Raw genomic sequence first — 24,147 nt, 5'->3', positions numbered from 1 at the left:
TCTTTTAGGTTGTTAAGAGTGCTCATTCTGGTATTTTTAATTGAACTTTCATTCCTGACTTTTCTTCTAAAAAACTAATGGCTCCTGATAAAACAGATAACCTACTTTCAATGTTTTTTAGTCCTAGTCCTTTTCTGTATTGAAGTTGTTTTTGATCTAGTCCTTTCCCATTATCCTCATAGACAATAATTAATGCATCATTTTGATTCCTCATCTCAATTTTTATATCCGAGGCTTCTGCGTGCTTAAGTGTATTGGTAATTAACTCTTGGATAATTCTATAAATATTCAACTCTTTTGTTTTGGCTATAGGTAGTGTTGCATTATTTACAAAAGAAATTTTGATTTTTCCTGAATCTCTTATGGTTTGCACCAAGCTATCAATAGCTTCTAAAAACCCTAACTTCTCCAATACCACTGGTCTTAAATCCTGAGAAATACTACGTACACTCTGGATCATATCATCAAAAAATCCTCCTATTTTATCAGCTATGCCTGTTAACTCTTCTGATGATAATTCTGGCCCTATTTGGCCAATATAGAGTTTAGTCGTCGTTAGCATAGCGCCTACATCATCGTGTAACTCTTTAGCTATTCTAGTACGCTCATCCTCCTGGCTCTGGATAGCTGTTTTTAGTAATTCTTTCTGATAATCTGATTCTGTCTTTTGATGTTTTTTTTGCTGAGCAAGTAATCTACGTTGGTAGACAATAAAAAACATAATCACTGATAGTGATAGTAAAAAAATTACTACCATACCAATGATTATAATCTTTAATGTTATAGCTTCTTCGGATTCACCCATAAAGCAATGGTATAAAAAATAGTCAATACAATGTTTACAATAGCGTGAAGTCCCCAAACCAAATAACTTGCTTCAGTAGATCCTTTAAACATATTGTTATTAATAAAAAACAGTATTAAGTTACTCGAAAAATATATCAAAAACCCAGAATTGATCCAAAACATTGGATTAGTTTCTAAAGCGCTATATTTTACTTCTTTTAGCAATGCGTAAAAATAACTTAGAGAGAAAAATATAACCAGTAATCCCATAAGGGTTGTCACATTAGAATTAAAGGTATACAAATCCTGAAAAAATAAGGTGTTAGCCAAAGAAAAAATCCCAAAACCAACACCTAGAATAACAAAGAAATTTTTAGAGAATATTCCTGATAATACTTTTCTGTATATATTTATAATCAACAAAAATTCAATCACCGCGTAAAAATGATATAACGGTAAATTATTAATTTTTTGTCGCCAAAGCATATTTGAAACAAATTCTACTATCAGTACCAATCCTAACAAATACAAAAGACGAATCTGTACCTTATTTAGTTTCTTAAATCTATAAGTTGCTAATAATAAAGGAACTACCACTACAAAAGACGATACATTCCCTAAAAATTTAAAAAACTCTTCATTCATTAGTAATTATTATTTAGGACAAGTGGGTGGACAAGGAGTAGAATATTCTATGAAAATTTCATTAGTTTCTGAAAATTCTACCACTGAATGTCTGGATATAATATCGGTGTCTATTTCACTTTTAGGAGTGATTCCTATTACAGGAGTAAACGAAATCATATCTCTTTTATGAAACTTATTCATATCTACTCCTGGATAAAGAATAAATTCTTCGATATTACCTAATAAAGAGTCATTAAAAAGATCTATAATATCGGTGTTTTCAATCAAGTAGTAATTTACTCGTTCTCGTTGTCTCGTTTGAGTGTCTACCGATACAAATAGATCATCTACCAAATTATCTTCGAGATTGTTCCAATTGGTCAAAATCATTTCTTTAAAAATGCCAGGTACCAATACCCCTCCATTATTTATATCTCCTATCATTCCGTTCTGATTGGGTTGTACGGGTTCCTTGTATTTTGGTTCCAAACTAAAAAACAACTTTTCAAATGTATCCGCCAGATCTATCTCTATAATTGGCACAAAAGTGAATTTCTTTTTGTCTTCTACCTCTAATGCCATATGGGTTTTAATTCTTTGGATAGTTTTTTCATCATCCTTAAGATCGTTTAATGTAGTAACATCATCACACTTCATTTTAAAATAATTAGTTCGCGTATAATGTCCGCTAAAAGGCTTATTTTTTGTTTCGTTTAAACGTTGAAAATGCCTAGCCAATAACAATACTTCTTCTTGTTGCCATCTTTCAATTTTCTGTGCTTGTTCTAGAGTCATTACCTGGTTTTGTGTGATTGTCTGTTCCATTTGTGTGAAAATTTATTACGTTAAATTGGTTTATACCTTAAATCTAAGCAAAAAACATATTTTCAACTAATAATGAATAGATTAACAAGTAGTAACCATTAAAAAACACGTATTTACCACGGGTTTGTAATTCTGGTATTTATGGTCTTTTATATGATCGATATTTTAACCAATTTTGAAACGTCTTAAATATTTGAAAACAGTAAAAAGTACAAAATCAAGAAAATTCGGTAGTGTTGGGGATCTTTTTCGAAGTTAAATGAAGTAAAAAAACATCTTGGATTCATAGACTCGAGATGTTACTTCTTAAAATAATATCGAAAACTTTTCCAAAGTAAATAGATGCTTATTATAATGATAAGAATAGCCCATATCCAATAGGTTCCAATCGTATTCTGGGCAATAGCTTGTGTATCAGAAATCTGAATAACTCCATCTCTTTCGAACTGTTTTGTAAACAAATAGTCTAACTGAAGATAGGTACTTAATACCGACTGTAGGCCTAAAAACAGAATCACAACTACTTCTAACTTTCTACTTTTAAATAGGGTAATAATAAATAAAAGTACAGCAAAACTACTCATTACCGCAACTCCCCAAAAAGACCTGATCCACAATAATAAGGAAAGTATCATAACACCTATCAATATTCTAAGAGCAATCATAGAACTTCTATGTGATTTTGCTGATACAATTAATAACGCCCCCACAACAGCTGGTCCTAATAATCCTCCAGCGGCTACCAATGCATTACCTATAAAAGGTGGTAAATAACTTCCTCCTAAATGATAATAAGCAACACCTCCACCATTTTCATAAATTTCTAAATACTCAAAACTCCCACCTGCTAACAAGGCTGTTAATCCGTGTCCCATTTCATGAAACCACGTTCCTAATAATCGAAAAGGATATTGAAACCATCCAAAATAGGGCAACTGCCATAGTATAACAACTACTAAGGCAACAACAATTATGGTATAATCAAAACGTTTAGAAATACTAGTAATTTTTAAATTCGTTTATAATCTTTAAATCAGCTTTATATATTAAACAAACCAAACATGCAGCCTTTGTATTTCCCAAAATCATCAATTATAAATTCTTTGATACAGAAATATCTTTTTACTATTCTGGCTTGTTTTCTAACTATTGGTATTCATCGTCAGGAAAAAGTTACAGAACAATTTACTTTTTCAAATAAGAAATCTTTTAAAGATATCGTTGTAACAAGTTCATCAAATACATCAAAAACACCAATTCATAGGCCAAACATAAATTATGGGTGCTAATAAACGAGCGATCAGACCAGTTCACTAACCACATTTTCTTTGGAACCTGAATCTTCTTCAGCGACAGCAGTAAGCTTAAAAACAATCGATGAAATCAGAAAAGATTAGGAAGGTGATGATGACAAATCATAAGAGTCTTTTAGTCAGCGCCTGACCTTCAAAGGATATTCCACTCCATCCTGTTTTCATAAAATTACGAATATTTTGATGATCCGTTCCTTCAGGGTTTTCCAGAACATCTCTGTAATACTGCCCAAAACAATGTAGTGTTTCTTCTTTCTCTAGGTTTTGTAGTTTCGCAAAAGAAAATAACTTACAAGAACCAGAATTTTCTCCTGCTTGATTCGTTATATTTCCATTAATAAAAGATACAGGCTCAAAACTATAATGAGCATCTATGATATCCATTGTATTCTGAAATGTTATCTCTGCTGTAGTGTTTCTAAGTTTTTTAATAAATTCAGATATGTTCATATATTATTTTTTACCTCCAACTACTATAACTATTTCTCCTTTGGGAGGTTTATTTTCAAAATGAGATAATACTTCTTTTGCAGTTCCACGAACGGTTTCTTCGTGAAGTTTACTTAATTCTCTAGATACCGAAACTAATCTATCTCCTCCAAAGTATTCTACGAAATTTCCTAATGTTTTTATAAGCTTATGAGGAGATTCATAAAAAATCATTGTTCTGGTTTCTTCTGCTAATATTTTGAGTCGGGTTTGCCTTCCTTTTTTTACCGGAAGAAATCCTTCAAAAACGAACTTGTCGTTTGGCAATCCACTATTGACCAAAGCTGGCACAAATGCTGTTGCACCAGGCAAACATTCTACTGCTATATTATTTTCGACACACGCTCTGGTTAATAAGAATCCGGGATCACTAATCGCTGGCGTCCCTGCATCACTAATTAATGCAATTGTTTCACCACTTTGTAATCTTCCGATAATACGCTCTATTGTTTTATGTTCATTATGCATATGATGACTTTGCATATGTGTCATAATTTCATAATGTTTTAACAATTTACCACTGGTACGGGTATCTTCTGCCAAAATCAGATCGACTTCTTTGAGTACTTTAATTGCTCTAAAAGTCATATCTTCCAGATTACCAATAGGTGTTGGAACTAAGAATAGTTTAGACATGTATTAAGGTCTTACTTTTTTACTCGTTGTATATGATATGATTAAAAATATCAGGCCCAAAGTTGCAAACAATCCTTGTCCGTCATCTTTTATATGATGAGCAGTAAAGGCTAGTACCATATCAAAAAAGAAGCCTGCATAGGCCCATTCTTTTAGCCATTTTATTTTATTAGTAAGGATCACAATGATCCCACAAATTTTAGCAATCGCCAGAGGAATAACTAAATAGGTTGGATAATCTAGGCTTTCAAAAAAACCTCGTACCATATCAGTATTAAAAAAATACATCTGTGCAGAAAATAGCATAATTCCACACATTGCTAACGTAGCAATCCAGTAGATAATTTTCATATAAATCGTTGTTATTTTATTTCTTGAGGGCTTTAGTTATCAAAAAACATTAATCCTTACTTAGAATTCATATTTATTGGTTACAATCTCCATAAAACGCTCTTCATATTCTTCTTTTCCTACCCAATTATTATAATCTGGTTTCACCATATTCTTAACAAACTGTCGCGCCCCACTTTTGCTATTCAGTGTATTCAGTTGTGAAAGCACCCTGTTATAGTCTGTAGAACTTCCATCAAACAAGTGTTTTATAAAAGCCAAGCGATCATTAAGCCCAATATTTATACCCTTTTTTAATTGGTCATTAAGTGATTTTGGCTTTTCATCTATATCATTGACTTTATCTAAAATAGGCATGCTCTGCGGAACTGATCCTATCTCTTCTTTATCATTTTTTTCATATGCAGGCTCGGATAGAGAAACATTTTCTTCAGTAAATTTTGGAACAGGTACAAAAAGATCTTCAGTCACTTTCTCATTAATTTTTTCAATAATGATTTCAGGTTTTTGTTCTTCAAATTCCTCTATTGGCGGTTCAATGGTTCTGTTTCCTAGATTAAACATAGTTTCTGAAACCTCCTCTACTTCAGTTTCCTCCTCAAGATTTATAATAGGTTTTGGTTTTATCTTATTTATAGTTTCTTCTCGTATCTCTGTATCACCTTCTTCTAAAACATCTTTAATCTGCCCTATTGTTGGTTGGATATCTGCGAAATGAGATTCTGCAAAATTTAGAATACTTATTTTCTCATATAGTTGTCTGGCCTCTTCCTGTAATTGTGGTAAGGTAGATCTATCCTTAAGTTGTAATATCCTATGAGCAATGCTTATTAGTTCTGCTTCCAATTTCTTCTTCATAACTTTCTTGTTCGTTTGGGCTATGCTTTTTGTTTTTTAATAAATTTACCTCATCTTTAGAGCAATACCAAATAATAAATTGAAATGTAAGATTGTTTCATCTATGGTCTTAAATTTCATTTGGTATTAAAGGAGTAGGGTTTCTTTTAATTGACGCTGAAAAATACAAAATGTTTCTCGAAAATACGGTAAATCATAAAGAGCAATTTGGGTGGATAGAAGTTATCTGTGGTTCGATGTTTTCGGGTAAGACCGAAGAATTGATCCGCAGACTGAAACGCGCACAGTTTGCCAAACAGAAAGTTGAAATTTTTAAACCAGCCATCGACGTGCGCTATGATGACGAAATGGTTGTTTCTCACGATGCGAATGAAATTCGTTCTACTCCGGTTCCAGCAGCCGCTAATATTAGAATTCTAGCAGATACCTGTGATGTGGTAGGCATTGACGAGGCACAATTTTTTGATGATGAAATTGTAAGTGTTTGCAATGATTTGGCTAATAAAGGTATTCGTGTAATCGTTGCAGGATTAGATATGGATTTTAAAGGAAATCCTTTTGGACCCATGCCGGCACTTATGGCTACTGCAGAATATGTTACCAAAGTTCATGCGGTTTGTACCCGAACTGGTAATCTTGCCCAGTTTAGTTTTCGAAAATCAAAAAAAGACGATTTAGTATTACTCGGAGAAACCGATGAATATGAACCCCTAAGTCGCGCCGCTTATTATAAAGCTTCACTAAAAGAACATGTAAAAGAAATAGAGGTCACTGATCCTAAAGAATTATCTAAAAATTCTGAAAAATCTAATGAGTAGTGTAAAAGAAACCATTCTAGAAATTAACTTGGCTCACCTTACTCATAATTATAATTATTTAAGAAGTAAGCTTAAACCAGATGTTAAACTATTAGCTGTAGTAAAAGCTGCAGGATATGGAAGTGATGCTGTGGTTATGGCTAAGCACCTGGAAAAAATAGGAGCGGATTATTTTGCTGTCGCTTACGTTTCTGAAGGAATTGCGTTACGAGAAGCAGGAATCACAACCCCGATACTAGTGCTACATCCTCAACCCATAAATTTTTCGGTATTAATACATTATCAACTAGAACCTAGTCTTTATAGTTCAAGGGTTTTAAGAGAATTTATAGCCGTAGCTGAGGTTGAAAAACAAAAGGAATATCCTGTTCATATTAAATTTAATACTGGATTAAACCGAATAGGTTTTTGGGAGGATGATGTGGAATACATCATAGATCATTTAAAGAAAACTAACACAATCAAAATACAATCTCTATTCTCTCATCTTGCGGCAAGTGAAGATCACAACGAAAAAGAATTTACCATAAACCAGATCAATTCATTTAAGAAAACTGCTTCAGTAATGATTGCAGCATTAGGTTATACACCAATCCTTCACCAATCCAACACTTCGGGAGTGCTAAACTACCCCGAAGCACATTTTGATATGGTGCGCACAGGAATAGGCTTATATGGATATGGTAATGAGGCAATTTATGATAATGCATTAAAACCTGTAGCATCTTTAAAATCTATTATCTCTCAGATCCATATGTTAGAACCTGGAGAAACTTTGGGATACAACAGAGCTTTTAAGGCAGAGGGTTTTATTAAAACAGCAACCATACCAATCGGACATGCTGACGGTATCGGAAGGCAGTACGGAAATAAAAAAGGCTTTGTTACAGTACACGGTAAAAAAGCTTATATCATTGGTAATGTGTGTATGGATATGATTATGATAGACATCACAGATATTGAGTGTAATGAAGGAGATGAGGTAATTATTTTTGACAACACTTCTTCTGCGGCGATAATCGCTGAAGATGCAGGTACTATTTCTTATGAACTTCTTACAGCAATTTCTCCAAGAGTAAAACGTGTCATCATCGATAATAATTGAATTTCATCGAATTCTACGCCTGTATTTTTTAACATTCTTTTCACTCTTCATTGTTTTTTTACGTATTTTGGTAATATAATCACTAACTAAATAAAATATATCATGCTTAAAGAATTTAAAGAGTTTATTATGACTGGTAATGTCGTTGAATTTGCTGTTGCTGTAATTATGGCAACTGCAATTGGAGGCGTTGTCAAAGGGTTTGTATCCAATATTGTAATGCCTGTTGTAGGTTATTTCTCGGGTGGAATGGATTTTAGTAGTAAAAAAATTATTCTTCAAGAAGCAGTTGTAGATGCTACAGGAGCGATAACAACAGCTGAAAATGCAATTACTTATGGAGCTTGGATTAACACCATTATTAATTTAATTATCGTTGGATTCGTAATGTTTATGATTGTAAAAGCATATAACAAAACTAAGAAGCCTGTTGAGGAAGCTCCTGCTGAACCAGCTGGTCCAACTCAAGAAGAGTTATTAGCTGAAATTAGAGATTTACTTAAAAAGTAAAATCTAACTATACTAAAATGAATTATCTATAGCTACCGCTATACTACATATTCTAACTAAACCGCTCTATAAACAGAGCGGTTCTTTTTTACAGAGTGTTAAATAAATAACAAAATGTTTAAATTAATATGATTTCTCAAAAAATCATTATTCTTATAGAAATAATTAGCACATTTGCTGGAATTTAAAAACAAAGACCGATTTTTGTGTCATTAAGAAGTCAATAATAAATAAAGCAGATGAAAGTAGCTGTTGTAGGTGCCACTGGATTAGTGGGCACAGTAATGTTAAAAGTATTAGAAGAACGTAATTTTCCGGTAACGGAATTAATTCCTGTAGCCTCAGAAAGATCTGTTGGTAAAAAAATATCATACAAAAATCAAGAATTCACAGTAGTTGGATTAGCCACTGCTATAGATATGAAACCTGATGTAGCATTGTTTTCTGCGGGAGGAAGTACCTCTCAGGAATGGGCTCCTAAATTTGCTGATGCTGGAATTACGGTAATTGATAATTCTTCGGCTTGGAGAATGGATCCTACCAAGAAGTTGGTGGTGCCAGAAATTAATGCTAAAGAGCTAACCAAAGAAGATAAGATTATTGCTAATCCTAATTGTTCAACGATACAATTAGTGATGGCATTAGGCCCTTTGCATAAAAAATATGGAATCAGACGTGCAGTTATTTCTACATACCAATCTATTACTGGTACAGGAGTAAAAGCCGTACAACAGTTGGAGAATGAATACGCAGGTGAGAAGGGTGAAATGGCATATCCATATCCAATCCATCGTAATGCTATACCACATTGTGATGCATTCCAAGAAAATGGATATACTAAAGAAGAAATGAAGTTGGTTAATGAGACTCAGAAAATCCTTGATGATCGCACTATCGCTGTTACCGCTACAGCCATTAGAATTCCGGTTGTTGGAGGGCATAGTGAGAGTGTAAACCTCGAATTTGACAATGAATTTCAGGAAAACGAAATTCGTCAGTTGTTAAATAATACTTCTGGAGTTACCGTACAGGATAATCCAGATACCAACACCTATCCTATGCCTATCTATGCAGAAGGAAAAAATGATGTTTTTGTAGGCAGAATCAGAAGAGATCACTCCACAGAGAATGCTCTTAATATGTGGATCGTATCAGATAATCTTCGTAAAGGAGCAGCTACTAACGCTGTACAGATTGGAGAATACTTAATAGAAAATAATTTAATCGGCTAAATAACCAACCTTTATTATTAAAACCCTTGTTATCTCAAAAGTATAACAAGGGTTTTTTCTTTATTTCTAATTTTACAAATTAGAATTACTCTCTCACTCTAGGAACATATATGTGTTTTCCTAAAAATAATGCATTCAGAAATAGCCGGTTAGTTCCGTACCACGAACCTCTAAAATTAGGGTTATCCGCAAAGAGAATTACCCTACCACTTCCTATAGCACTCACTAACAGTGAGGCTGATGGTTTTAAATAATTCTCATAATTATCACTAGATACATATCCATCAATATGCGCATCTTCTGTGTATTTTGCCACGGTAGCATATGGGTTCTTACTAGGAGCAATAAATACTTCATTGTTTTTATAAACCGGTAATGAATTATATCGATATCCAAAACCTAAAGGGTGTGTAATATCCAAATCTACTTCGAAAATTGCACCTCCAACTCGTTCTCGCCCGATATTTTCGCCTGCATCCACATATGGTAATCGTTTTACAACTTCATTCTTTGTCGTGTCCTTTTCTTTTTTGGTTAACTTCTCTTTCACCATTTTGTTATCAATGATCCATTTCGAGGCATTCGCAATAGTAACCAATGTATTTCCATAAGACACCCATTCTTTTATTTTTTTCTGTTGAAGAGAATCTAGTTGTTGGTATCTTCCAGACACCATAACTAAGGTATTATATTCTTCTAAAGGAGTTCTATTAAACATATTCATTCTTAACTTGGTTATTGGCATATGAACTCGAGTATCCAATAAATGCCATACCTCTCCTGCTTCATAAGAATTTACTCCATCACCAATCAATAAAAGTGCTTTGGGAGTATCCAGTTTTCTAAAATTACCACTTCCTAAGTCAATTCCTGATGTACTAAATCCGGTATTTGTACTAAAAATGGGGACATTAAATTTTTCTTGTACTTCCTTGACTATTGTAAATACTTCATCACTATTTTTTTTCTGCTTGCTTACTGGAATCAAAACGCTTCCGTAGTTAAAGCTTTTATTTCCATTGGAGGTTATGATACTAAATGGTTTAAAGGCCGAAGCAACCAATAGTCCTTTAGATTGCATATGATATAATGCAGCTGGGGCGTTATAATCATCCCAATCTAAGATATACGCATAATTGGATTTTGAAACCTTTGTAATAGTAGCTATTCCCTCGGTAGAACTGACTTCTTCTCCTAAGTTTATAGATTTCAATCCTTTATATTTCAAATTATAAAAATTGGCAACACTCCAAGCCGAAGCATCATAAAATACACTATCTCGATATTTATTATAGGTTTCGAAAATGGTCTGTACCATTCGTTTTTGAGGTTGTTTTACCGGTACCACATATCGGTCTCCTTTTTTATATACTTTAATTTTATGAAGTAATAATTTATCAATAAAAGCTTTATTTCTATTTTGGTCATAAGCATCTCCAAACTCGTATCCTGCAATAGTACTCTTTGCTTCGTTATTTATTGCAGATTTAAAAAAGTTTTGTTGATACTTACGGAGTGTCCCTTTATTCTCTACCGCAGCTTTTATGGTAGCTATGCTTGAAACGTACTGATTTCTAATTGTAAAAGGAAATGAAATAGTTCCATAATCTGTATCCTGCAAATGCCCTCTAGAACTGGCTTGTTCAAATAATAAAGCCAATGCGCCCTGTAAATCAGGATAAGAAGATCCATAACCCGGATATGTCCCGTCAAAGGCTTCCTTTGTAAAATAAAAAGATCCTATATTATCCAAAGCATTAGAAAAATATGGTGCAAATAGATTATTTAGATCTTCATAATTCTCTTTAGGCATGATAGGGTCATGCGAACCGATGGGCTTCATGGGCTCAAAAAAGTAGGTGCTATTCGTACCCATTTCGTGAAAATCCGTTACCACATTTGGATACCATTCGTGATACCAGGTTAATTTTCCACGACTTTCTGGATTGATTCCAAGTAGCCAATCTCGATTAAGATCAAACCAATAATGATTCGTTCGACCACGAGGCCATCCTTCGTTATGCTCAGCATCATAACGATCACTTACTAATGGATTTCCTTTGAACTGATTAGCCCATTGGGTATGTCTCTCCCGTCCATCTGGATTAATCGTAGGATCAATAAATACAACCGCATTATCCAGATATGTTTTTATTTCCGAGCTGTTAGAAGCGACTAAGGTATAAGCTGTTAGCATGGCCGCTTCAGAACTGGAAGGTTCATTACCGTGAACATTATACCCTAATTGAACAAAGATTGGCACATCATTATAGTTTGTAGGTGTAATAGAAGTTTTCGTAAATGCTAAATGCTGCTCTTTAAGTTTTGGCAGATTATTTAGATTATCAGGCATGGAAACCGTTAATATGACTAATTTTCTATTCTCATGAGTTTTTCCATAGCTCTTAATAGAAGCTCTTTCCGATAATTCTGCAAGCTTTGTAAGATATTCCACAATTTGATCATGACGTGTATGTTGCTCACCTATTGGATATCCCAGAAATTCCTTGGGTGTGGGAATTTCTGAAGAAAAAGGAGCCTTATCTTTTAAAAAATAGTCTTGCCCAATAACAGGAGCTATACATAGTAAAGAGATAAAAAAAGTGAGTGTTAGAAAATGTGTGAACCTCATTATTTATAGTATTAAAATTACTTCAATTAGTTAGTTTTCAATAGGTGTAAGATATTTTTTTAACTCCGGCTTTTAATAACATTTGTAAGGTTTTTAACATTTCCTCCTCTAATACATCACTTAACAATAAAAAAACAAAACAATGAATACTAAATTAATATTAGCCTTAAGAATCCTATTAGGAGTCTTATTAATCGTTTTTGGAAGTAATAAATTTATCGGTTTTTTACCTGATTTTGAATTTGCTAATCCAGAGGCAGGAGTTCTTTTTGGAGCATTAGCAAGTAGTTACATCCTTAAAACCGTTGGATTGATCGAAGTAATTGTCGGACTTTTATTGGTGAGTAATAAGGCAGTGCCTTTTGCATTAGTATTAATGGCTCCTATTTCTGTAAACATCATCCTCTTTCACGCTACTCTTGATCCTGCAAATATAGCTCCCGGAGCATTTGTTTTTCTGATGAATGCATTTCTAATTTACGCAAATTGGAATACTTTCAAAAGCTTATTTTAACACGTTACTCCTATAATTTTGCTGGCATAAAAGCAAAATTTTTCGTTTCTTAGGGGACGGAAAATTCCGACTGCTCTACATTAAACGATCAGAAGCGTTGCTAAACCCCAAAGCAACACTCAAATGTGTAATAACTATATGATCGTAATTAGAGCAGTCTTTTTTTATACTTTCTTTAGCATATTGCAGTTAGGACTTTTAATAGATTTGTGCGTTAACTCGCTATAAGTGTTAAAAATAAGTTGAATAACCTATGAAATAAATAATATTCAGCTAATTATTAGACTGCAAAATTTAACTCATCATGAAAAAATCGCTTTTAATATTATTTTTGATCTCATTTATAATAGGATGTAAAGAAGAAACAAAAATAGAAACTGCTAAAACTATTATTCCATTGAATTACCCTGAAACTAAAAAAGTAGATACTATAGATACTTATTTTGATACCAAGGTCGAAGATCCTTATCGTTGGCTAGAAGATGATCGTAGTAAAGAAACCGAAAACTGGGTTGTTGAGCAAAACAAAGTAACATTTGATTATCTGGATAGCATACCTTATAGAGATCAACTAAAAAAACGATTATCTACACTGTGGAACTATGAAAAAGTTGGACCACCATTTAAGGAAGGTGACTATACCTATTTTTATAAAAACGACGGATTACAAAATCAATATGTAATCTATAGATTTAAAAATGAAGGTGATCAACCTGAAATATTTTTAGACCCAAATACTTTTAGTGAAGATGGAACAACCTCTTTAGGAGGAATTAGTTTTTCTAAAAACGGAAAACTTCTAGCCTACTCGATTTCTGAAGGCGGTAGCGATTGGAGAAAAATAATTATTAAAAATTCAGAAACCAAAGAAATTATAGAAGACACATTGGTAGATATTAAATTTTCTGGAATGTCCTGGAAAGGAAATGAAGGCTTCTACTATTCTAGCTATGATAAACCTAAAGGAAGCGAACTATCTGCTAAAACAGACCAGCACAAAGTATATTATCATAAACTGGGAACTCCTCAAAAAGATGACACATTAGTTTTTGGTGGTACGCCAGAGGAAAAACACAGATATACCAGTGGTCGTGTAACCGAAGACGACCGATATTTGGTTATTACCGCTAGTACTTCCACTTCTGGAAATAAGTTATTCATTAAAGATTTAACGAAGCCAAATAGTAAATTGGTTACTATTTTAGACACAACAGAAAGTGATACCTATGTAATCGAAAATGTAGAATCTAAACTATACCTTGTAACTAATCTTAATGCTCCGAATCAAAAAATTGTAACGGTAGGTGCAACTAATCCAACACCCGAAAACTGGAAAGATTTTATTCCGGAAACCGAAAATGTTTTAAGTCCTAGCAAAGGTGGCGGTTATTTCTTTGCAGAATATATGGTAGATGCAGTGTCTAAAGTATTACAATATGATTATGACGGAAAACTAGTACGTGATGTAAAATTACCGGGAGTAGGAAGTGTAGGAGGCTTTGGAACCAAAAAAGAAGAAAAGGAATTATATTATTCATTTACCAATTACAAAACCCCAGGAAGTATCTACAAATATAAAATTGAAGAAGGTACTTCAGAATTATATCGTAAGACAAAAATTGACTTTAACCCGGAAGATTATGAAAGTAAGCAAGTTTTTTATGATTCTAAGGATGGTACTAAAGTCCCAATGATTATTACCTATAAGAAAGGAACTGAACTTACTGGTAAAAATCCTACTATTTTATATGGTTATGGCGGATTTAATATCAGCCTTACACCTTCTTTTAGTATTGCCAATGCCGTATGGATGGAACAAGGTGGTATTTATGCAGTTCCTAACTTAAGAGGTGGTGGTGAATATGGTAAAAAATGGCACGATGCAGGAACCAAAATGCAAAAACAAAATGTATTTGATGACTTTATTGCTGCTGCTGAATATTTAATAGAAAATAAATATACTTCTAGTGAGTATCTAGCTATTAGAGGAGGCTCAAACGGAGGCTTGTTAGTAGGAGCTACAATGACACAGCGCCCTGATTTAATGAAAGTAGCACTACCTGCAGTGGGTGTTTTGGATATGTTACGCTATCATACATTTACAGCTGGTGCAGGATGGGCATATGATTATGGAACTGCACAAGATGATAAACAAATGTTTGAATATCTAAAAAGATATTCTCCAATACATAATGTAAAAGAAGGTGTAAAATATCCGGCAACACTGGTTACTACTGGAGATCACGATGATCGTGTTGTACCTGCACATTCTTTTAAATTTGCAGCAGAATTGCAGGCAAAACAAAAAGGAACCAATCCTACATTGATAAGAATAGAAACGAATGCTGGCCACGGAGCAGGTACACCTGTCAAAAAAACAATTGAACAGTACGCTGATATTTTTAGCTTTACGTTATTCAATATGGGATATGAAGTTTTACCAGAACAAGTAAATGATGAGATAAAAGGATAATTATATTATTATTTAAATTAAAAGATCCGTTTTCTTAAAAGAGACGGATTTTTTTGTTGAAGTTATTTATATTTGAAATATGCTTACAGTTCAAAATGTTTCCTTCGCTTATGATACCGCTACGGTTTTAAAAAACATCAATTTTACTATTGAAAAAGGGCAACATATCGCACTTATTGGAGCTAGTGGTTGCGGAAAAAGCACATTGCTAAAAATCATTTATGGGCTTTTGGATGTAGATCAAGGGACACTATTTTGGGATGATCAAAAGATATTAGGACCAGCCTATAATTTAGTTCCTGGACAAGAAAACATGAAATATCTTTCTCAGGGATTTGAACTGATGTCCTATAGAACTGTCTCAGAAAATATAGGTCAATATCTATCTAATTTTGAACCAGAACTAAAACTTGGTCGCGTCAATGAGCTTCTGGAAATAGTCGAAATGACTCCATTTGCTGATATTAAAATTGAAAACCTAAGTGGGGGTCAAAAACAAAGAGTTGCACTGGCAAAAGCACTTGCTAAAAGGCCAGAGTTATTATTATTAGATGAACCTTTTGGAAATATTGATAATTTCAGACGAAGTTCTTTACGCAGAAATCTATTCGCCTACTTAAAAAGAAATAAGATTACTAGTATTACTGCGACTCACGATAAAACAGACATACTATCCTTTGCCGAAGAAACTATTGTAATTCATAAAGGTGAGATTATTACCAAAGGGAATACTCATAGCATATATCAAAATCCGGATAATTATTATATTGCCTCACTTTTTGGTGAAGTAAACGAATTACTAATTTCTACCATTATACCAGATTCTGATAGTGATAAAACGATTCTCGTATATCCACATGAATTAAAAATAGTAAAAGATTCTAATCTAAAAGCTCGAGTTAAAAAATCCTATTTTAACGGAAATCATTTTCTAGTTGAAGCTATTTTTAACAATAAAATTATTTTTATTGAACACTCAGAAGCCCTAATGAATTCACATGAAATCAAAATAGAGGTCTCTAAAGAAACAATCACCTCTAGAACTTTTAGATAATAGTTCTCATGTAGTTATAAAACTATAAGAAATAATTTTTACAGATTGTCTGACCAGTCTTTACGAAGACTAGTTGATTCCTTACGAATTCTATTTTTCACTTTTCGAGTTCGCTTAATTGTAGTATTTTTATAGATGGTAGATTTGACACTTATGTCCAAAAATTAATAGTACCTTATAAACTACTTACCCTTAAAACCAACAACTATGAAACGTAAATTATTTATTTTAAACATTTTGGCAGTTTTATTTACTGCTAACCTAATGCTTGCACAGCAATCGAACGTGCAACGACAAAGTCCAACCGATAAGGCTATAGCCAATGTCCCAGATACAGGTTGTACTGGTCAGGATACTTTTGACCAAGGTGTGAGAATTGTTCCTAATGCAAATTCGTGGAAGGATAGCTATCAGGCAAATGGCTTTTGTTTCTGTAAATCTTCTTTTGATCACGGTGTTGGTAATTTCAAAATCGATATCAATGGGCAAGGGAGAAATATTAAAGATATTTGTGATGAGCTTAAACAACATCCTAGCTATAGGGATCTAGCAAATGGAGACCCCAGATATAATACTATACAATGTGGTAACGAACCTGGACATGGAGACGCCATTACGATACAAGGTAAGAGAATTAAAGATGAGAAAGTATGTCCTGGTCGTGTTGACCAAGGTAGTAAAGGATGTCAATGTAAAGGACCTAAATTCGATATGGACTGGTTAAGTTCCAGGCCTCGATTTGGTGGAGATGGCAACGGAGGCGGAAATAATACAGGACCAAACACCTCATTTACAACTCCATCTAATAACGCCACTTTTTCAGCTCCTGCGACTGTAGAAGCTATTGTTACTGCAACTGACAGTGATGGTGTTAGTAACGTACGCCTATATCTTAATAATTCTTTTATAAGACAAGAAAATGTTACTCCTTACACCTGGAATAACAATAATCAGGATAATGCCTTAAAGAATCTTCCTGAAGGAAGTTATACATTAAAAGCCGAAGCTACTGATAATAAAGGAGCTAAAACAACAAAAACTATTTCTTTTACCGTAGGCAATGGAGATGGTGGAGGAGGAACTAACGACTTTGTAACAATACTAGGACAAAGTATTAACAAATATGTAAGTTCTGAAGGTGGTACTAGAACGATGCAAGCCAACAGAAATTCTGCAGGAACAAACGAACAATTTACTGTTGAATCAGCAGGAAACGGAACGGTTAGTTTTAAAGGTAATAATGGCAAATATGTTAGTTCTGAAAATGGAGGCAAGCCTATGAACTGTAATAGAAATGCTGTAGGATCTTGGGAAAAATTCACCTTAGAATCTCTAGGAGGTGACCTTTATGCCATAAAAGGAAATAATGGCAAGTATGTAAGTCACGAAAATGGGAACAATGCTATCAACTGTAATAGAGATGCTGTTGGGCTTTGGGAAAAATTTATTATTAAAGGCTTAAACACAACCAGGCTAAATGAATTAGTTAAAGGAAGTACAGAGCCTTTTTCGATTAGCGTATACCCAATTCCTATGAGCTCTGATGACATTAACCTAACGATCTCATTGCCTAAAAAAGTGACATATTCTTCTATTGAAATTATAGATCTAAAAGGAAATAGTATTGCAAAAAAGAATACTGGTGCTATGGAATCAGGTACCAAATCTATTTCATTAAATGAAATGAAACAAAGTATGCTTTCTAGTGGGCTTTATATTATAAAGGTACGATTGGATAACACCGTGATTACTAAAAAAATAACGAAACAATAAAATCAATCCTTAGATTTTTTTTAAAGCGGATAATCAATCTAGGTTATCCGCTTTTATTATCTTTTTTATATTTCTCCAACTTCATTTCTTTGCCATCAAAAACAGCATAAGTGTAATGCACTATCCAATCTCCTAGATTGGTATATCTCGAATTTGAATTCAGTTCAATTTCCATTGGAAGATGTCTATGTCCAAAAACAAAGTAATCTGTATGTTTAGCCTCTAGTTTTCGCTTACAGTATTGCACCAACCATTCGTTATCTTCTCCTAGAAAAGTAACATCCTCATCTCCTGAGATTAATTTATTTTTTACGGAAAGGTATTGCGCTAACTTTACTCCTAAATCTGGATGTAACCATCTAAAAAACCATTTAGCAACAGGATTGGTAAACACTTTTTTCATACGTTTGTACCCTTTGTCTCCTGGTCCTAAACCATCTCCATGACCAATAAGAAATGTTGTATTGTTAAAAGTAAATTCCTGAGGTTTATGAAACACTGGGATGTTCAATTCTTCTTCAAAATAACCATTCATCCAAAGATCATGATTCCCCACAAAATAGTATACAGGAATTCCGGCGTCAGTAATCTCTGCTAGTTTCCCTAATGTTCTTGTAAACCCTTTAGGAACAACCGTTTTATATTCAAACCAAAAGTCGAAAAGATCACCTAATAAAAAAATTGCGGCGGCATCTTTTTTAATCTCATCTAACCAGCTTACAAATTTTTGCTCTCTTGGAAAACTCTTCTCTGTAGTTGGAGCTCCTAAGTGATTATCTGATGCAAAATATATCTTTTTACCTTCTGAAAGATTTATAAGTTTCATGTACGTTGTTAGATGATAAAAAAATATTTATTATTAGTCGTTATCAGATGCATACCACTCAGCAAAAGAAGTTTCGGTTTCCTGAAGCTTTAGAGAATGTAATAGTATATTCTCTGGAAGTCTTGCTTTAATTTTTTTAGCAAAATCAATTACCATATTTTCACTTGTAGGTTGATAATCTACTAAAATAACATTGTGGCCCCTTTTTTCTAATTCTCTAGCCAACTCTATGTGCGGCGTGTTCTTATTAAAAACAGTTGCGTGATCAAAGATATCTTCTATATCTTCTTTTACAATCTTCTTAAGGTCTCCAAAATCGATAACCATTCCCAATTTTACATGAGACGTGTCGGTGATAGGACTTCCGATAACGGTAACACCCAATTTATAACTATGTCCATGGACATTTTTGCACTTGCCATCATAACCATATAATGCATGACCGGTTTCGAAAGAAAATTGTTTGGTAATTCTGATCTTACTCATTTGTCGCTTTGTAACTTTCTGCAAAGTTAATGAACATTATCTTCTCTTTCTTTTATTATAAAAGTAAACTACTACTAATATGATTCCTAAAATCAGGAACAATCCATTTCCTCCTAAAAAATTGAGTACATCCATATTTTATTTTTTGAATTTTTCTAATGCATCTTTGGTAAACTTTGACAATACTAATTCTCCAGATACCTCAGCTCTTTCTGTTAATAATTTATCCCAATGATCTGTTCCTTTCCAATTTACTTCTTTCATTGCCTGTATAGCCTGTGGGTTATAGCTTGCTAATTTTTCTGCAAACAATTGAACTTCTTTATCCAGCTCTGTAATAGTTTCGAATACTCTGGTAAACACTCCTTTTTCCTTAGCCCAATAGGCATTTTTCCATTGAGATGCATCCCAAGCCAATGCTTCAAAAGCTGCTAATCCTATTTTTCTGGATACTGCTGGTTCAATAACAAAAGGTCCAATACCAATCGTTAGTTCGCTCAATTTAATTGATGCAGCTTCCGTTGCCATACAATAATCACATGCTGAAGCTAAACCAACACCGCCACCTACAGTTTTTCCCTGTATTCTGCCAAGAATTGGTTGTTTACATTTTCGCATTGAGTTTATTACATTAGCAAATCCTGAAAAGAATTTTTTCCCTTCTTCTAGATTAGTGATCGCAACTAATTCATCAAAAGAAGCTCCTGCGCAAAATGCTTTTTCTCCTTCTGATTTCAAAATAATAACGTGAATCGAAGGGTCATTGGACAAAGTATTAATAGCATTTGTTAATCTCTCTAATAGCTCTGATGGGAAAGAATTACTTGCCGGATGTCCAAATTCTACAGTGGCAATATGATTTTCTGAGTGTGTATATAAACTTCCGTTAGTTCTTGTGGTAGTCATTTTACTAGATTTTTGATAAAAATAGATAATATTTTAGATTCTTATACTAAGTCTCAGACCATAATATAAACCCGTATTTCCACGTATTTATATTTTTCATTTTATAAATTACATTTGGTATATGGAAAAAAAGTATTTGCAAAAATTCAGACTAGCAGCTATACTTATTTGTCTATATGTAATTATAGTAATGGCAATCTTAAAATTCGCATTTTAAGTAGCGGCCAATGGATAATACTTACTTCTAAATTTTATTACCAATGCTAATCCTCTGATCAACATCCAAACAGTAATAGCGATCCATATTCCATGGAGTTTCCAATCAAAATATCTAGCGATTAATAATGCAGGAACAAAACCAAGAAATGTAGAGCCTAAAAGTACATTCCGCAAAAATCCAGTCTCTCCAAGCCCCTTGAATATTCCATCACCAACAAACGCTAATGCATTTATGGGTAATGCAAGTAAAACTAAATAGAAGAAACCACTAAATATAGCTAACACCTCCGGATCTTTAGTGAAAATCAACCCTAATTGTTCTAACATCAAGAAAGAAAAACCACCTAAAAGACATGCTACTACAATTCCATATATATTTACTTTCTTAGACATTGCAACTAGGTTTTTATAGTCTTTAGCCCCTAATAATCGTCCGCCCAAAATATTACCAGCACCACCATATCCATCAATAAAAAACGCAAAGAACAACCATAATTGTATAGCAATACTATGAGCTGCAATATAATTTGTCCCTAAACTTGTCGCTTCTCTTACTGCTAGAAGCAATGTAGTATTTAACGCCAGTGAGCGAATAAAAAGATTCCCACTCATCACTAAAAAACGTTTCATTTCTGGATGCCAAAGTTTTTCTAATCGTAGTGATACTTCTGTCTTTTTAATCAATAAAATAAATGATAAGGCAGCCATTAGGATCTGTGAAAAAAGGCTTGCCCACGCCGCGCCTTCGAGATGCATCGGTTCCAAAATTCCTTTTATTCCATAAACCAAAGCAAAATCCAATATAACATTTGCTACGACTCCAATAAGTGCAATAATCATGGGCCAAAATGTATTTTGAAGTCCTCTGAAAATTCCGAAAACAGCAAATACAAATAATGATAAAGGAAATCCCCATACTCGAATGCCATAGTATGAAATACAATACTCTAACACCTGACCTTCGGCTTTTAGAAGTATAAAAATTTCTTTAATAAAAGGTACAGTAATAAGAAGAATTGTTATACTTAGGCCAATATTAAAAAGTATTGCTTGTGCAGGTAGTGTCTTTACTTCATCCAGTTTCCCTGCTCCTAAATATTGCGAAATAATGGCGGAGATTGCTGCACGAGTTTGCGCTAGCACCCATATCAACATAGACAAAAATGATCCCACAATTCCAACTGCAGCAAGAGACTCTGTACCATTTACCGGAATATTTCCCACAATTGCAGTATCGGTGGCAGACAACACTGGTTCTGCAACACCTGCTATAATTGCCGGAATTGCCAAGCGGTTTATATTTTTAAAACTTATAACACTACTCACAATACCAATTCATAACAATAAAAAGGATGTTCACTTTGTTTTGGAAAAAAAATATCTCCTAATCTTTTATATCCTCTGGTTTCATAAAACTTTTGGTTTCTTTTGTTTTGGCTAAAGGTATCTAGACGAATAGATTCGTAACCTTTCTTTTCTGCAAACGTTTCTGCCCAACTCATTAATCGTTGTGCATATCCCTTACCCCAATAATCCGGATGTATTGCTAATCGATGTATATATAAATTGTTTTGATTCTTGGTAAGCCATTCAATCGGAATATATTCTTCATCCATAAGTTCTGTAACTACGATAATACCCATAATGATATTATTTTCTTCTAAAACATATAATTCTTGTAGTTCTATATCTTTCTCAAAACGAGATCGGGTAGGATAATGTTCATTCCATTGATAAATTTCTCTAGCAATCATAGCCTTAGCACAAGCTTGCGTTAATTTATGAATAGTATCTAGATTAGAAGGTACTGCTTTACGAATCATACTTTTTTACAAACTCCAAAAATACAAACTATTCCTTTGTACAATGATATCTGAAGTATGCCCGAACATTATTTTATATAAACTTTAAGAAAACGAAGGTTATTTATGCCATTATGAACTTCTAAAAAGCCTTGTTTACTGATCAAAAATTGTAATTTTGCATCCTTAAACACAAATCAAGCTTAGTAATGAAAAATATTCTTGTTCCTTTAGGTCTATCAGAAAATTCGGTTAGTATAGCTCGACTTCAATACACTATTGATTTCGCAAAAGAAATAGGAGGAACAGTATATGCTGTTCAAATTTTTAAAGAATTACCCAGATCAGGCAGTCTTCCTTCGGTTAACGAAACTCTAAAAAATATTTCGGTTACTACAATTGAAGAAAAATTCGCTCAAGTTGATAAAAAAGGTGTAGATCTAATTGCGTTACCATTAGAAGGTGATTTATTAGAGGCTATCCCGGAATTCAACCTACAACACTCTATTGATTTAATTGTTCTTGGTGCAGAAAGTAATGATATCAAAAACCCTTATTTTCTTGGTCAAACCTCTGGGAGTTTGGTAAAAAAGACAGAAATACCAGTACTAGTAATTCCAGAAAATTATATTTTTCAACCAATATCCAAAGTTTTAATGGCTATTAAATCTGGGGTTATTAAAAAACAAAATTCGCTGAATCCTATAAAAGAAATCTTAAATACTTTTAATTCAGATGTAAAGTTACTTCAGGTAAAGACAAAAGAATTTTTGCCAGAAGATGTAGAGTTCCAAAAAGATTTAGCAGAAATTATAACATCCTATAAATCTTCTGAAAACGCAACTTTATTCCAAGGAGTTTTAGAGCATCTTAATGAAAATAATCCTGATCTATTATCCGTTTTTAGACGTAGAAGAGGCTTTTTCGCCAAGCTATGGGAAGAGAATGTAATATTGAAAAAAGATTTTGAAAGTAGAATTCCTTTATTAATTCTTAAGGGTGCTTTACGTGATTAATTAATAATTATGGGGATGTAGCTTCCTCCTGCGCTGCGCTGCGGCGGACAGGCGCTTCGCTACAGCACCGCAAAAAAATGGGGATGTAGCTCAGCTGGCTAGAGCGCTTGACTGGCAGTCAAGAGGTCGTGGGTTCGAGTCCCATCTTCTCCACTGAAAATCAAATAGTTATAATTATAGTTCATTATAACTTTTTTGATTTGCACGAAAAATATCAAATTTTGTGTTCACTTATCTGATTTACTTATAAAAACCTAACCTTCAATTACAAAATACTTATGATACAAAGAGTTAATAAGTTTCAAGTTTAAGGGTTTAATTAAGTATTCTGGAGTAAAATGTTTAGCATTGAGTACTTTAGAATATTCAGTATTAACTATAGAAGAAAGGATGAAAATTTTTGTTTTTACTTTTTTTGAATATAATTTTTCAAATCTCTCGAGAAACTCCCATCCATTTATATCTGCCATATCTATATCTAAAAAAATGATATCTGGTTCAAAAGATTGATCCTTTTCAAATCGCTCAAGTACTTTATGCCCATTTATAAATTCCTCTATGCGTCTAAAACGTTTTGATTTTAGCATTAAGTACTTATTCAGGAAGTTAGTGGTTTTATTGTCATCAATAAGTATGGTATGATTAATCCTAGACATGACTTCATTTTTTAAAATGAGGATTAATTTATATTAGATATCAATGAAAGTGCGAAATTTTGAGGATTATTTTCTTGATATATCGATAAAATATGATTTTTTTCGACAAAATACGATGTGTTAATAATTTGTTAATCAATTTTTTAAAAGTATTTATTTTCAAAAACAAAGGTTTTACCCTTTATATATTGAGGGAAAATTCCCAAATATATTTATGAATTGTTTTTATCTTCACTAACG

Annotated in this window: 24 protein-coding genes and 1 tRNA gene; 10 read left to right on the top strand and 15 right to left on the bottom strand. The window is 33.3% G+C overall.

What is annotated here, in order from left to right; translation table 11 throughout:
• Nucleotides 1–22: 22 nt before the first annotated feature.
• From D1818_RS15300 to D1818_RS15265, 8 genes are all read right to left on the bottom strand, one after another.
• Nucleotides 23–805, bottom strand: coding sequence for a sensor histidine kinase (locus D1818_RS15300; protein WP_118459857.1), 783 nt, complete (start codon nucleotides 803–805; stop codon nucleotides 23–25).
• Nucleotides 781–1,431 carry a hypothetical protein gene (locus D1818_RS15295; RefSeq protein WP_118459856.1) on the bottom strand — a complete coding sequence of 217 codons (651 nt, stop codon included), beginning with the start codon at nucleotides 1,429–1,431 and terminating at the stop codon, nucleotides 781–783. The genes D1818_RS15300 and D1818_RS15295 overlap by 25 nt, the downstream gene beginning before the upstream one ends.
• 9 nt (nucleotides 1,432–1,440) lie before the next feature.
• On the bottom strand, nucleotides 1,441–2,238 hold the full coding sequence (locus D1818_RS15290) for a hypothetical protein (RefSeq protein ID WP_118459855.1): 798 nt from the start codon (nucleotides 2,236–2,238) through the stop codon (nucleotides 1,441–1,443).
• Between the two features lie 299 nt (nucleotides 2,239–2,537).
• Nucleotides 2,538–3,209: a M50 family metallopeptidase gene (locus D1818_RS15285; RefSeq protein ID WP_255424744.1), complete on the bottom strand. Its 672-nt coding sequence runs from the start codon at nucleotides 3,207–3,209 to the stop codon at nucleotides 2,538–2,540.
• Between the two features lie 444 nt (nucleotides 3,210–3,653).
• Nucleotides 3,654–4,001 (bottom strand): HopJ type III effector protein, encoded by a 348-nt coding sequence (locus D1818_RS15280; RefSeq protein WP_118459853.1) that lies wholly within the window; start codon nucleotides 3,999–4,001, stop codon nucleotides 3,654–3,656.
• Nucleotides 4,002–4,004: 3 nt separating this feature from the next.
• On the bottom strand, nucleotides 4,005–4,676 hold the full coding sequence (rsmI, locus tag D1818_RS15275) for a 16S rRNA (cytidine(1402)-2'-O)-methyltransferase (RefSeq protein WP_118459852.1): 672 nt from the start codon (nucleotides 4,674–4,676) through the stop codon (nucleotides 4,005–4,007).
• A 3-nt stretch (nucleotides 4,677–4,679) separates the two neighbouring features.
• Complete coding sequence (locus D1818_RS15270; protein WP_118459851.1) at nucleotides 4,680–5,027, bottom strand: DoxX family protein; 348 nt, start codon at nucleotides 5,025–5,027, stop codon at nucleotides 4,680–4,682.
• Nucleotides 5,028–5,087: 60 nt separating this feature from the next.
• Nucleotides 5,088–5,885, bottom strand: coding sequence for a hypothetical protein (locus D1818_RS15265; RefSeq protein ID WP_118459850.1), 798 nt, complete (start codon nucleotides 5,883–5,885; stop codon nucleotides 5,088–5,090).
• Nucleotides 5,886–6,055: 170 nt separating this feature from the next.
• On the opposite strand from D1818_RS15265, the gene D1818_RS15260 reads away from it, so the two are divergent.
• The 4 genes from D1818_RS15260 to D1818_RS15245 all read left to right on the top strand — a co-directional run bounded on the left by D1818_RS15260 (nucleotide 6,056) and on the right by D1818_RS15245 (nucleotide 9,550).
• Nucleotides 6,056–6,703, top strand: a complete 648-nt coding sequence (locus D1818_RS15260) for a thymidine kinase (RefSeq protein ID WP_118459849.1) — start codon at nucleotides 6,056–6,058, stop codon at nucleotides 6,701–6,703.
• On the top strand, nucleotides 6,696–7,808 hold the full coding sequence (alr, locus tag D1818_RS15255) for an alanine racemase (protein WP_118459848.1): 1,113 nt from the start codon (nucleotides 6,696–6,698) through the stop codon (nucleotides 7,806–7,808). Before D1818_RS15260 ends, alr begins: the two co-directional genes overlap by 8 nt.
• A gap of 102 nt (nucleotides 7,809–7,910) precedes the next feature.
• A complete protein-coding gene (gene mscL, locus D1818_RS15250) occupies nucleotides 7,911–8,318 on the top strand; it encodes a large conductance mechanosensitive channel protein MscL (RefSeq protein ID WP_108804728.1) in 408 nt (135 codons plus the stop codon).
• Nucleotides 8,319–8,557: 239 nt separating this feature from the next.
• Nucleotides 8,558–9,550 carry an aspartate-semialdehyde dehydrogenase gene (locus tag D1818_RS15245; protein ID WP_118459847.1) on the top strand — a complete coding sequence of 331 codons (993 nt, stop codon included), beginning with the start codon at nucleotides 8,558–8,560 and terminating at the stop codon, nucleotides 9,548–9,550.
• A gap of 85 nt (nucleotides 9,551–9,635) precedes the next feature.
• Here D1818_RS15245 and D1818_RS15240 read toward each other — a convergent pair whose 3' ends face one another.
• Entirely contained in the window at nucleotides 9,636–12,182 is a 2,547-nt protein-coding gene (locus D1818_RS15240) for a M14 family zinc carboxypeptidase (RefSeq protein WP_118459846.1), read from the bottom strand.
• 142 nt (nucleotides 12,183–12,324) lie between these two features.
• On the opposite strand from D1818_RS15240, the gene D1818_RS15235 reads away from it, so the two are divergent.
• The 4 genes from D1818_RS15235 to D1818_RS15220 all read left to right on the top strand — a co-directional run bounded on the left by D1818_RS15235 (nucleotide 12,325) and on the right by D1818_RS15220 (nucleotide 17,996).
• The gene (locus D1818_RS15235; protein ID WP_118459845.1) at nucleotides 12,325–12,696 is read left to right on the top strand and encodes a DoxX family membrane protein; all 372 of its coding nucleotides are present in this window, start codon (nucleotides 12,325–12,327) and stop codon (nucleotides 12,694–12,696) included.
• Nucleotides 12,697–13,000: 304 nt separating this feature from the next.
• A complete protein-coding gene (locus D1818_RS15230) occupies nucleotides 13,001–15,169 on the top strand; it encodes a prolyl oligopeptidase family protein (RefSeq protein WP_118459844.1) in 2,169 nt (722 codons plus the stop codon).
• 79 nt (nucleotides 15,170–15,248) lie between these two features.
• A complete protein-coding gene (locus tag D1818_RS15225) occupies nucleotides 15,249–16,223 on the top strand; it encodes an ABC transporter ATP-binding protein (RefSeq protein ID WP_118459843.1) in 975 nt (324 codons plus the stop codon).
• 207 nt (nucleotides 16,224–16,430) lie between these two features.
• Nucleotides 16,431–17,996, top strand: a complete 1,566-nt coding sequence (locus tag D1818_RS15220) for an Ig-like domain-containing protein (protein WP_118459842.1) — start codon at nucleotides 16,431–16,433, stop codon at nucleotides 17,994–17,996.
• A gap of 43 nt (nucleotides 17,997–18,039) precedes the next feature.
• On the opposite strand, the gene D1818_RS15215 is transcribed toward D1818_RS15220, so the two are convergent.
• The 5 genes from D1818_RS15215 to D1818_RS15195 all read right to left on the bottom strand — a co-directional run bounded on the left by D1818_RS15215 (nucleotide 18,040) and on the right by D1818_RS15195 (nucleotide 22,256).
• On the bottom strand, nucleotides 18,040–18,822 hold the full coding sequence (locus D1818_RS15215; protein WP_370449362.1) for a UDP-2,3-diacylglucosamine diphosphatase: 783 nt from the start codon (nucleotides 18,820–18,822) through the stop codon (nucleotides 18,040–18,042).
• A 33-nt stretch (nucleotides 18,823–18,855) separates the two neighbouring features.
• Nucleotides 18,856–19,308 (bottom strand): 6-carboxytetrahydropterin synthase, encoded by a 453-nt coding sequence (locus D1818_RS15210; RefSeq protein WP_118459841.1) that lies wholly within the window; start codon nucleotides 19,306–19,308, stop codon nucleotides 18,856–18,858.
• A gap of 138 nt (nucleotides 19,309–19,446) precedes the next feature.
• Nucleotides 19,447–20,214: an enoyl-CoA hydratase/isomerase family protein gene (locus D1818_RS15205; protein WP_118459840.1), complete on the bottom strand. Its 768-nt coding sequence runs from the start codon at nucleotides 20,212–20,214 to the stop codon at nucleotides 19,447–19,449.
• A gap of 213 nt (nucleotides 20,215–20,427) precedes the next feature.
• A complete protein-coding gene (locus D1818_RS15200) occupies nucleotides 20,428–21,759 on the bottom strand; it encodes an MATE family efflux transporter (protein ID WP_118459839.1) in 1,332 nt (443 codons plus the stop codon).
• Nucleotides 21,756–22,256, bottom strand: coding sequence for a GNAT family N-acetyltransferase (locus tag D1818_RS15195; protein ID WP_118459838.1), 501 nt, complete (start codon nucleotides 22,254–22,256; stop codon nucleotides 21,756–21,758). Before D1818_RS15195 ends, D1818_RS15200 begins: the two co-directional genes overlap by 4 nt.
• 188 nt (nucleotides 22,257–22,444) lie before the next feature.
• Between D1818_RS15195 and D1818_RS15190 the strand changes: the two genes are divergently transcribed.
• Both D1818_RS15190 and D1818_RS15185 read left to right on the top strand, forming a co-directional pair.
• Complete coding sequence (locus tag D1818_RS15190; RefSeq protein ID WP_118459837.1) at nucleotides 22,445–23,251, top strand: universal stress protein; 807 nt, start codon at nucleotides 22,445–22,447, stop codon at nucleotides 23,249–23,251.
• 79 nt (nucleotides 23,252–23,330) lie between these two features.
• Nucleotides 23,331–23,404, top strand: a tRNA-Ala gene (locus tag D1818_RS15185).
• Nucleotides 23,405–23,505: 101 nt separating this feature from the next.
• On the opposite strand, the gene D1818_RS15180 is transcribed toward D1818_RS15185, so the two are convergent.
• Nucleotides 23,506–23,907: a two-component system response regulator gene (locus D1818_RS15180; RefSeq protein ID WP_118459836.1), complete on the bottom strand. Its 402-nt coding sequence runs from the start codon at nucleotides 23,905–23,907 to the stop codon at nucleotides 23,506–23,508.
• Nucleotides 23,908–24,147: the final 240 nt, after the last annotated feature.

It is taken from the genome of Aquimarina sp. BL5 (assembly GCF_003443675.1).
In the GTDB taxonomy this organism is placed as follows: Bacteria; Bacteroidota; Bacteroidia; order Flavobacteriales; family Flavobacteriaceae; genus Aquimarina.
Note: the sequence above shows the minus strand (reverse complement) of the source record. Positions and strands in the feature narration are given on the sequence as shown.

Excerpts from the sequence above, each read along its gene's own strand:
- mscL (WP_108804728.1), top strand. The coding sequence starts at position 7,911 with ATGCTTAAAGAATTTAAAGAGTTTATTATGACTGGTAATGTCGTTGAA.
- D1818_RS15295 (WP_118459856.1), bottom strand. The coding sequence starts at position 1,431 with ATGAATGAAGAGTTTTTTAAATTTTTAGGGAATGTATCGTCTTTTGTA.
- rsmI (WP_118459852.1), bottom strand. The coding sequence starts at position 4,676 with ATGTCTAAACTATTCTTAGTTCCAACACCTATTGGTAATCTGGAAGAT.
- D1818_RS15225 (WP_118459843.1), top strand. The coding sequence starts at position 15,249 with ATGCTTACAGTTCAAAATGTTTCCTTCGCTTATGATACCGCTACGGTT.
- D1818_RS15300 (WP_118459857.1), bottom strand. The coding sequence starts at position 805 with ATGGGTGAATCCGAAGAAGCTATAACATTAAAGATTATAATCATTGGT.
- D1818_RS15205 (WP_118459840.1), bottom strand. The coding sequence starts at position 20,214 with ATGACTACCACAAGAACTAACGGAAGTTTATATACACACTCAGAAAAT.
- D1818_RS15290 (WP_118459855.1), bottom strand. The coding sequence starts at position 2,238 with ATGGAACAGACAATCACACAAAACCAGGTAATGACTCTAGAACAAGCA.
- D1818_RS15260 (WP_118459849.1), top strand. The coding sequence starts at position 6,056 with ATGTTTCTCGAAAATACGGTAAATCATAAAGAGCAATTTGGGTGGATA.
- D1818_RS15280 (WP_118459853.1), bottom strand. The coding sequence starts at position 4,001 with ATGAACATATCTGAATTTATTAAAAAACTTAGAAACACTACAGCAGAG.
- D1818_RS15180 (WP_118459836.1), bottom strand. The coding sequence starts at position 23,907 with ATGTCTAGGATTAATCATACCATACTTATTGATGACAATAAAACCACT.
- D1818_RS15210 (WP_118459841.1), bottom strand. The coding sequence starts at position 19,308 with ATGAGTAAGATCAGAATTACCAAACAATTTTCTTTCGAAACCGGTCAT.
- alr (WP_118459848.1), top strand. The coding sequence starts at position 6,696 with ATGAGTAGTGTAAAAGAAACCATTCTAGAAATTAACTTGGCTCACCTT.
- D1818_RS15230 (WP_118459844.1), top strand. The coding sequence starts at position 13,001 with ATGAAAAAATCGCTTTTAATATTATTTTTGATCTCATTTATAATAGGA.
- D1818_RS15245 (WP_118459847.1), top strand. The coding sequence starts at position 8,558 with ATGAAAGTAGCTGTTGTAGGTGCCACTGGATTAGTGGGCACAGTAATG.
- D1818_RS15190 (WP_118459837.1), top strand. The coding sequence starts at position 22,445 with ATGAAAAATATTCTTGTTCCTTTAGGTCTATCAGAAAATTCGGTTAGT.
- D1818_RS15235 (WP_118459845.1), top strand. The coding sequence starts at position 12,325 with ATGAATACTAAATTAATATTAGCCTTAAGAATCCTATTAGGAGTCTTA.
- D1818_RS15220 (WP_118459842.1), top strand. The coding sequence starts at position 16,431 with ATGAAACGTAAATTATTTATTTTAAACATTTTGGCAGTTTTATTTACT.
- D1818_RS15265 (WP_118459850.1), bottom strand. The coding sequence starts at position 5,885 with ATGAAGAAGAAATTGGAAGCAGAACTAATAAGCATTGCTCATAGGATA.
- D1818_RS15240 (WP_118459846.1), bottom strand. The coding sequence starts at position 12,182 with ATGAGGTTCACACATTTTCTAACACTCACTTTTTTTATCTCTTTACTA.
- D1818_RS15195 (WP_118459838.1), bottom strand. The coding sequence starts at position 22,256 with ATGATTCGTAAAGCAGTACCTTCTAATCTAGATACTATTCATAAATTA.
- D1818_RS15215 (WP_370449362.1), bottom strand. The coding sequence starts at position 18,822 with ATGAAACTTATAAATCTTTCAGAAGGTAAAAAGATATATTTTGCATCA.
- D1818_RS15270 (WP_118459851.1), bottom strand. The coding sequence starts at position 5,027 with ATGAAAATTATCTACTGGATTGCTACGTTAGCAATGTGTGGAATTATG.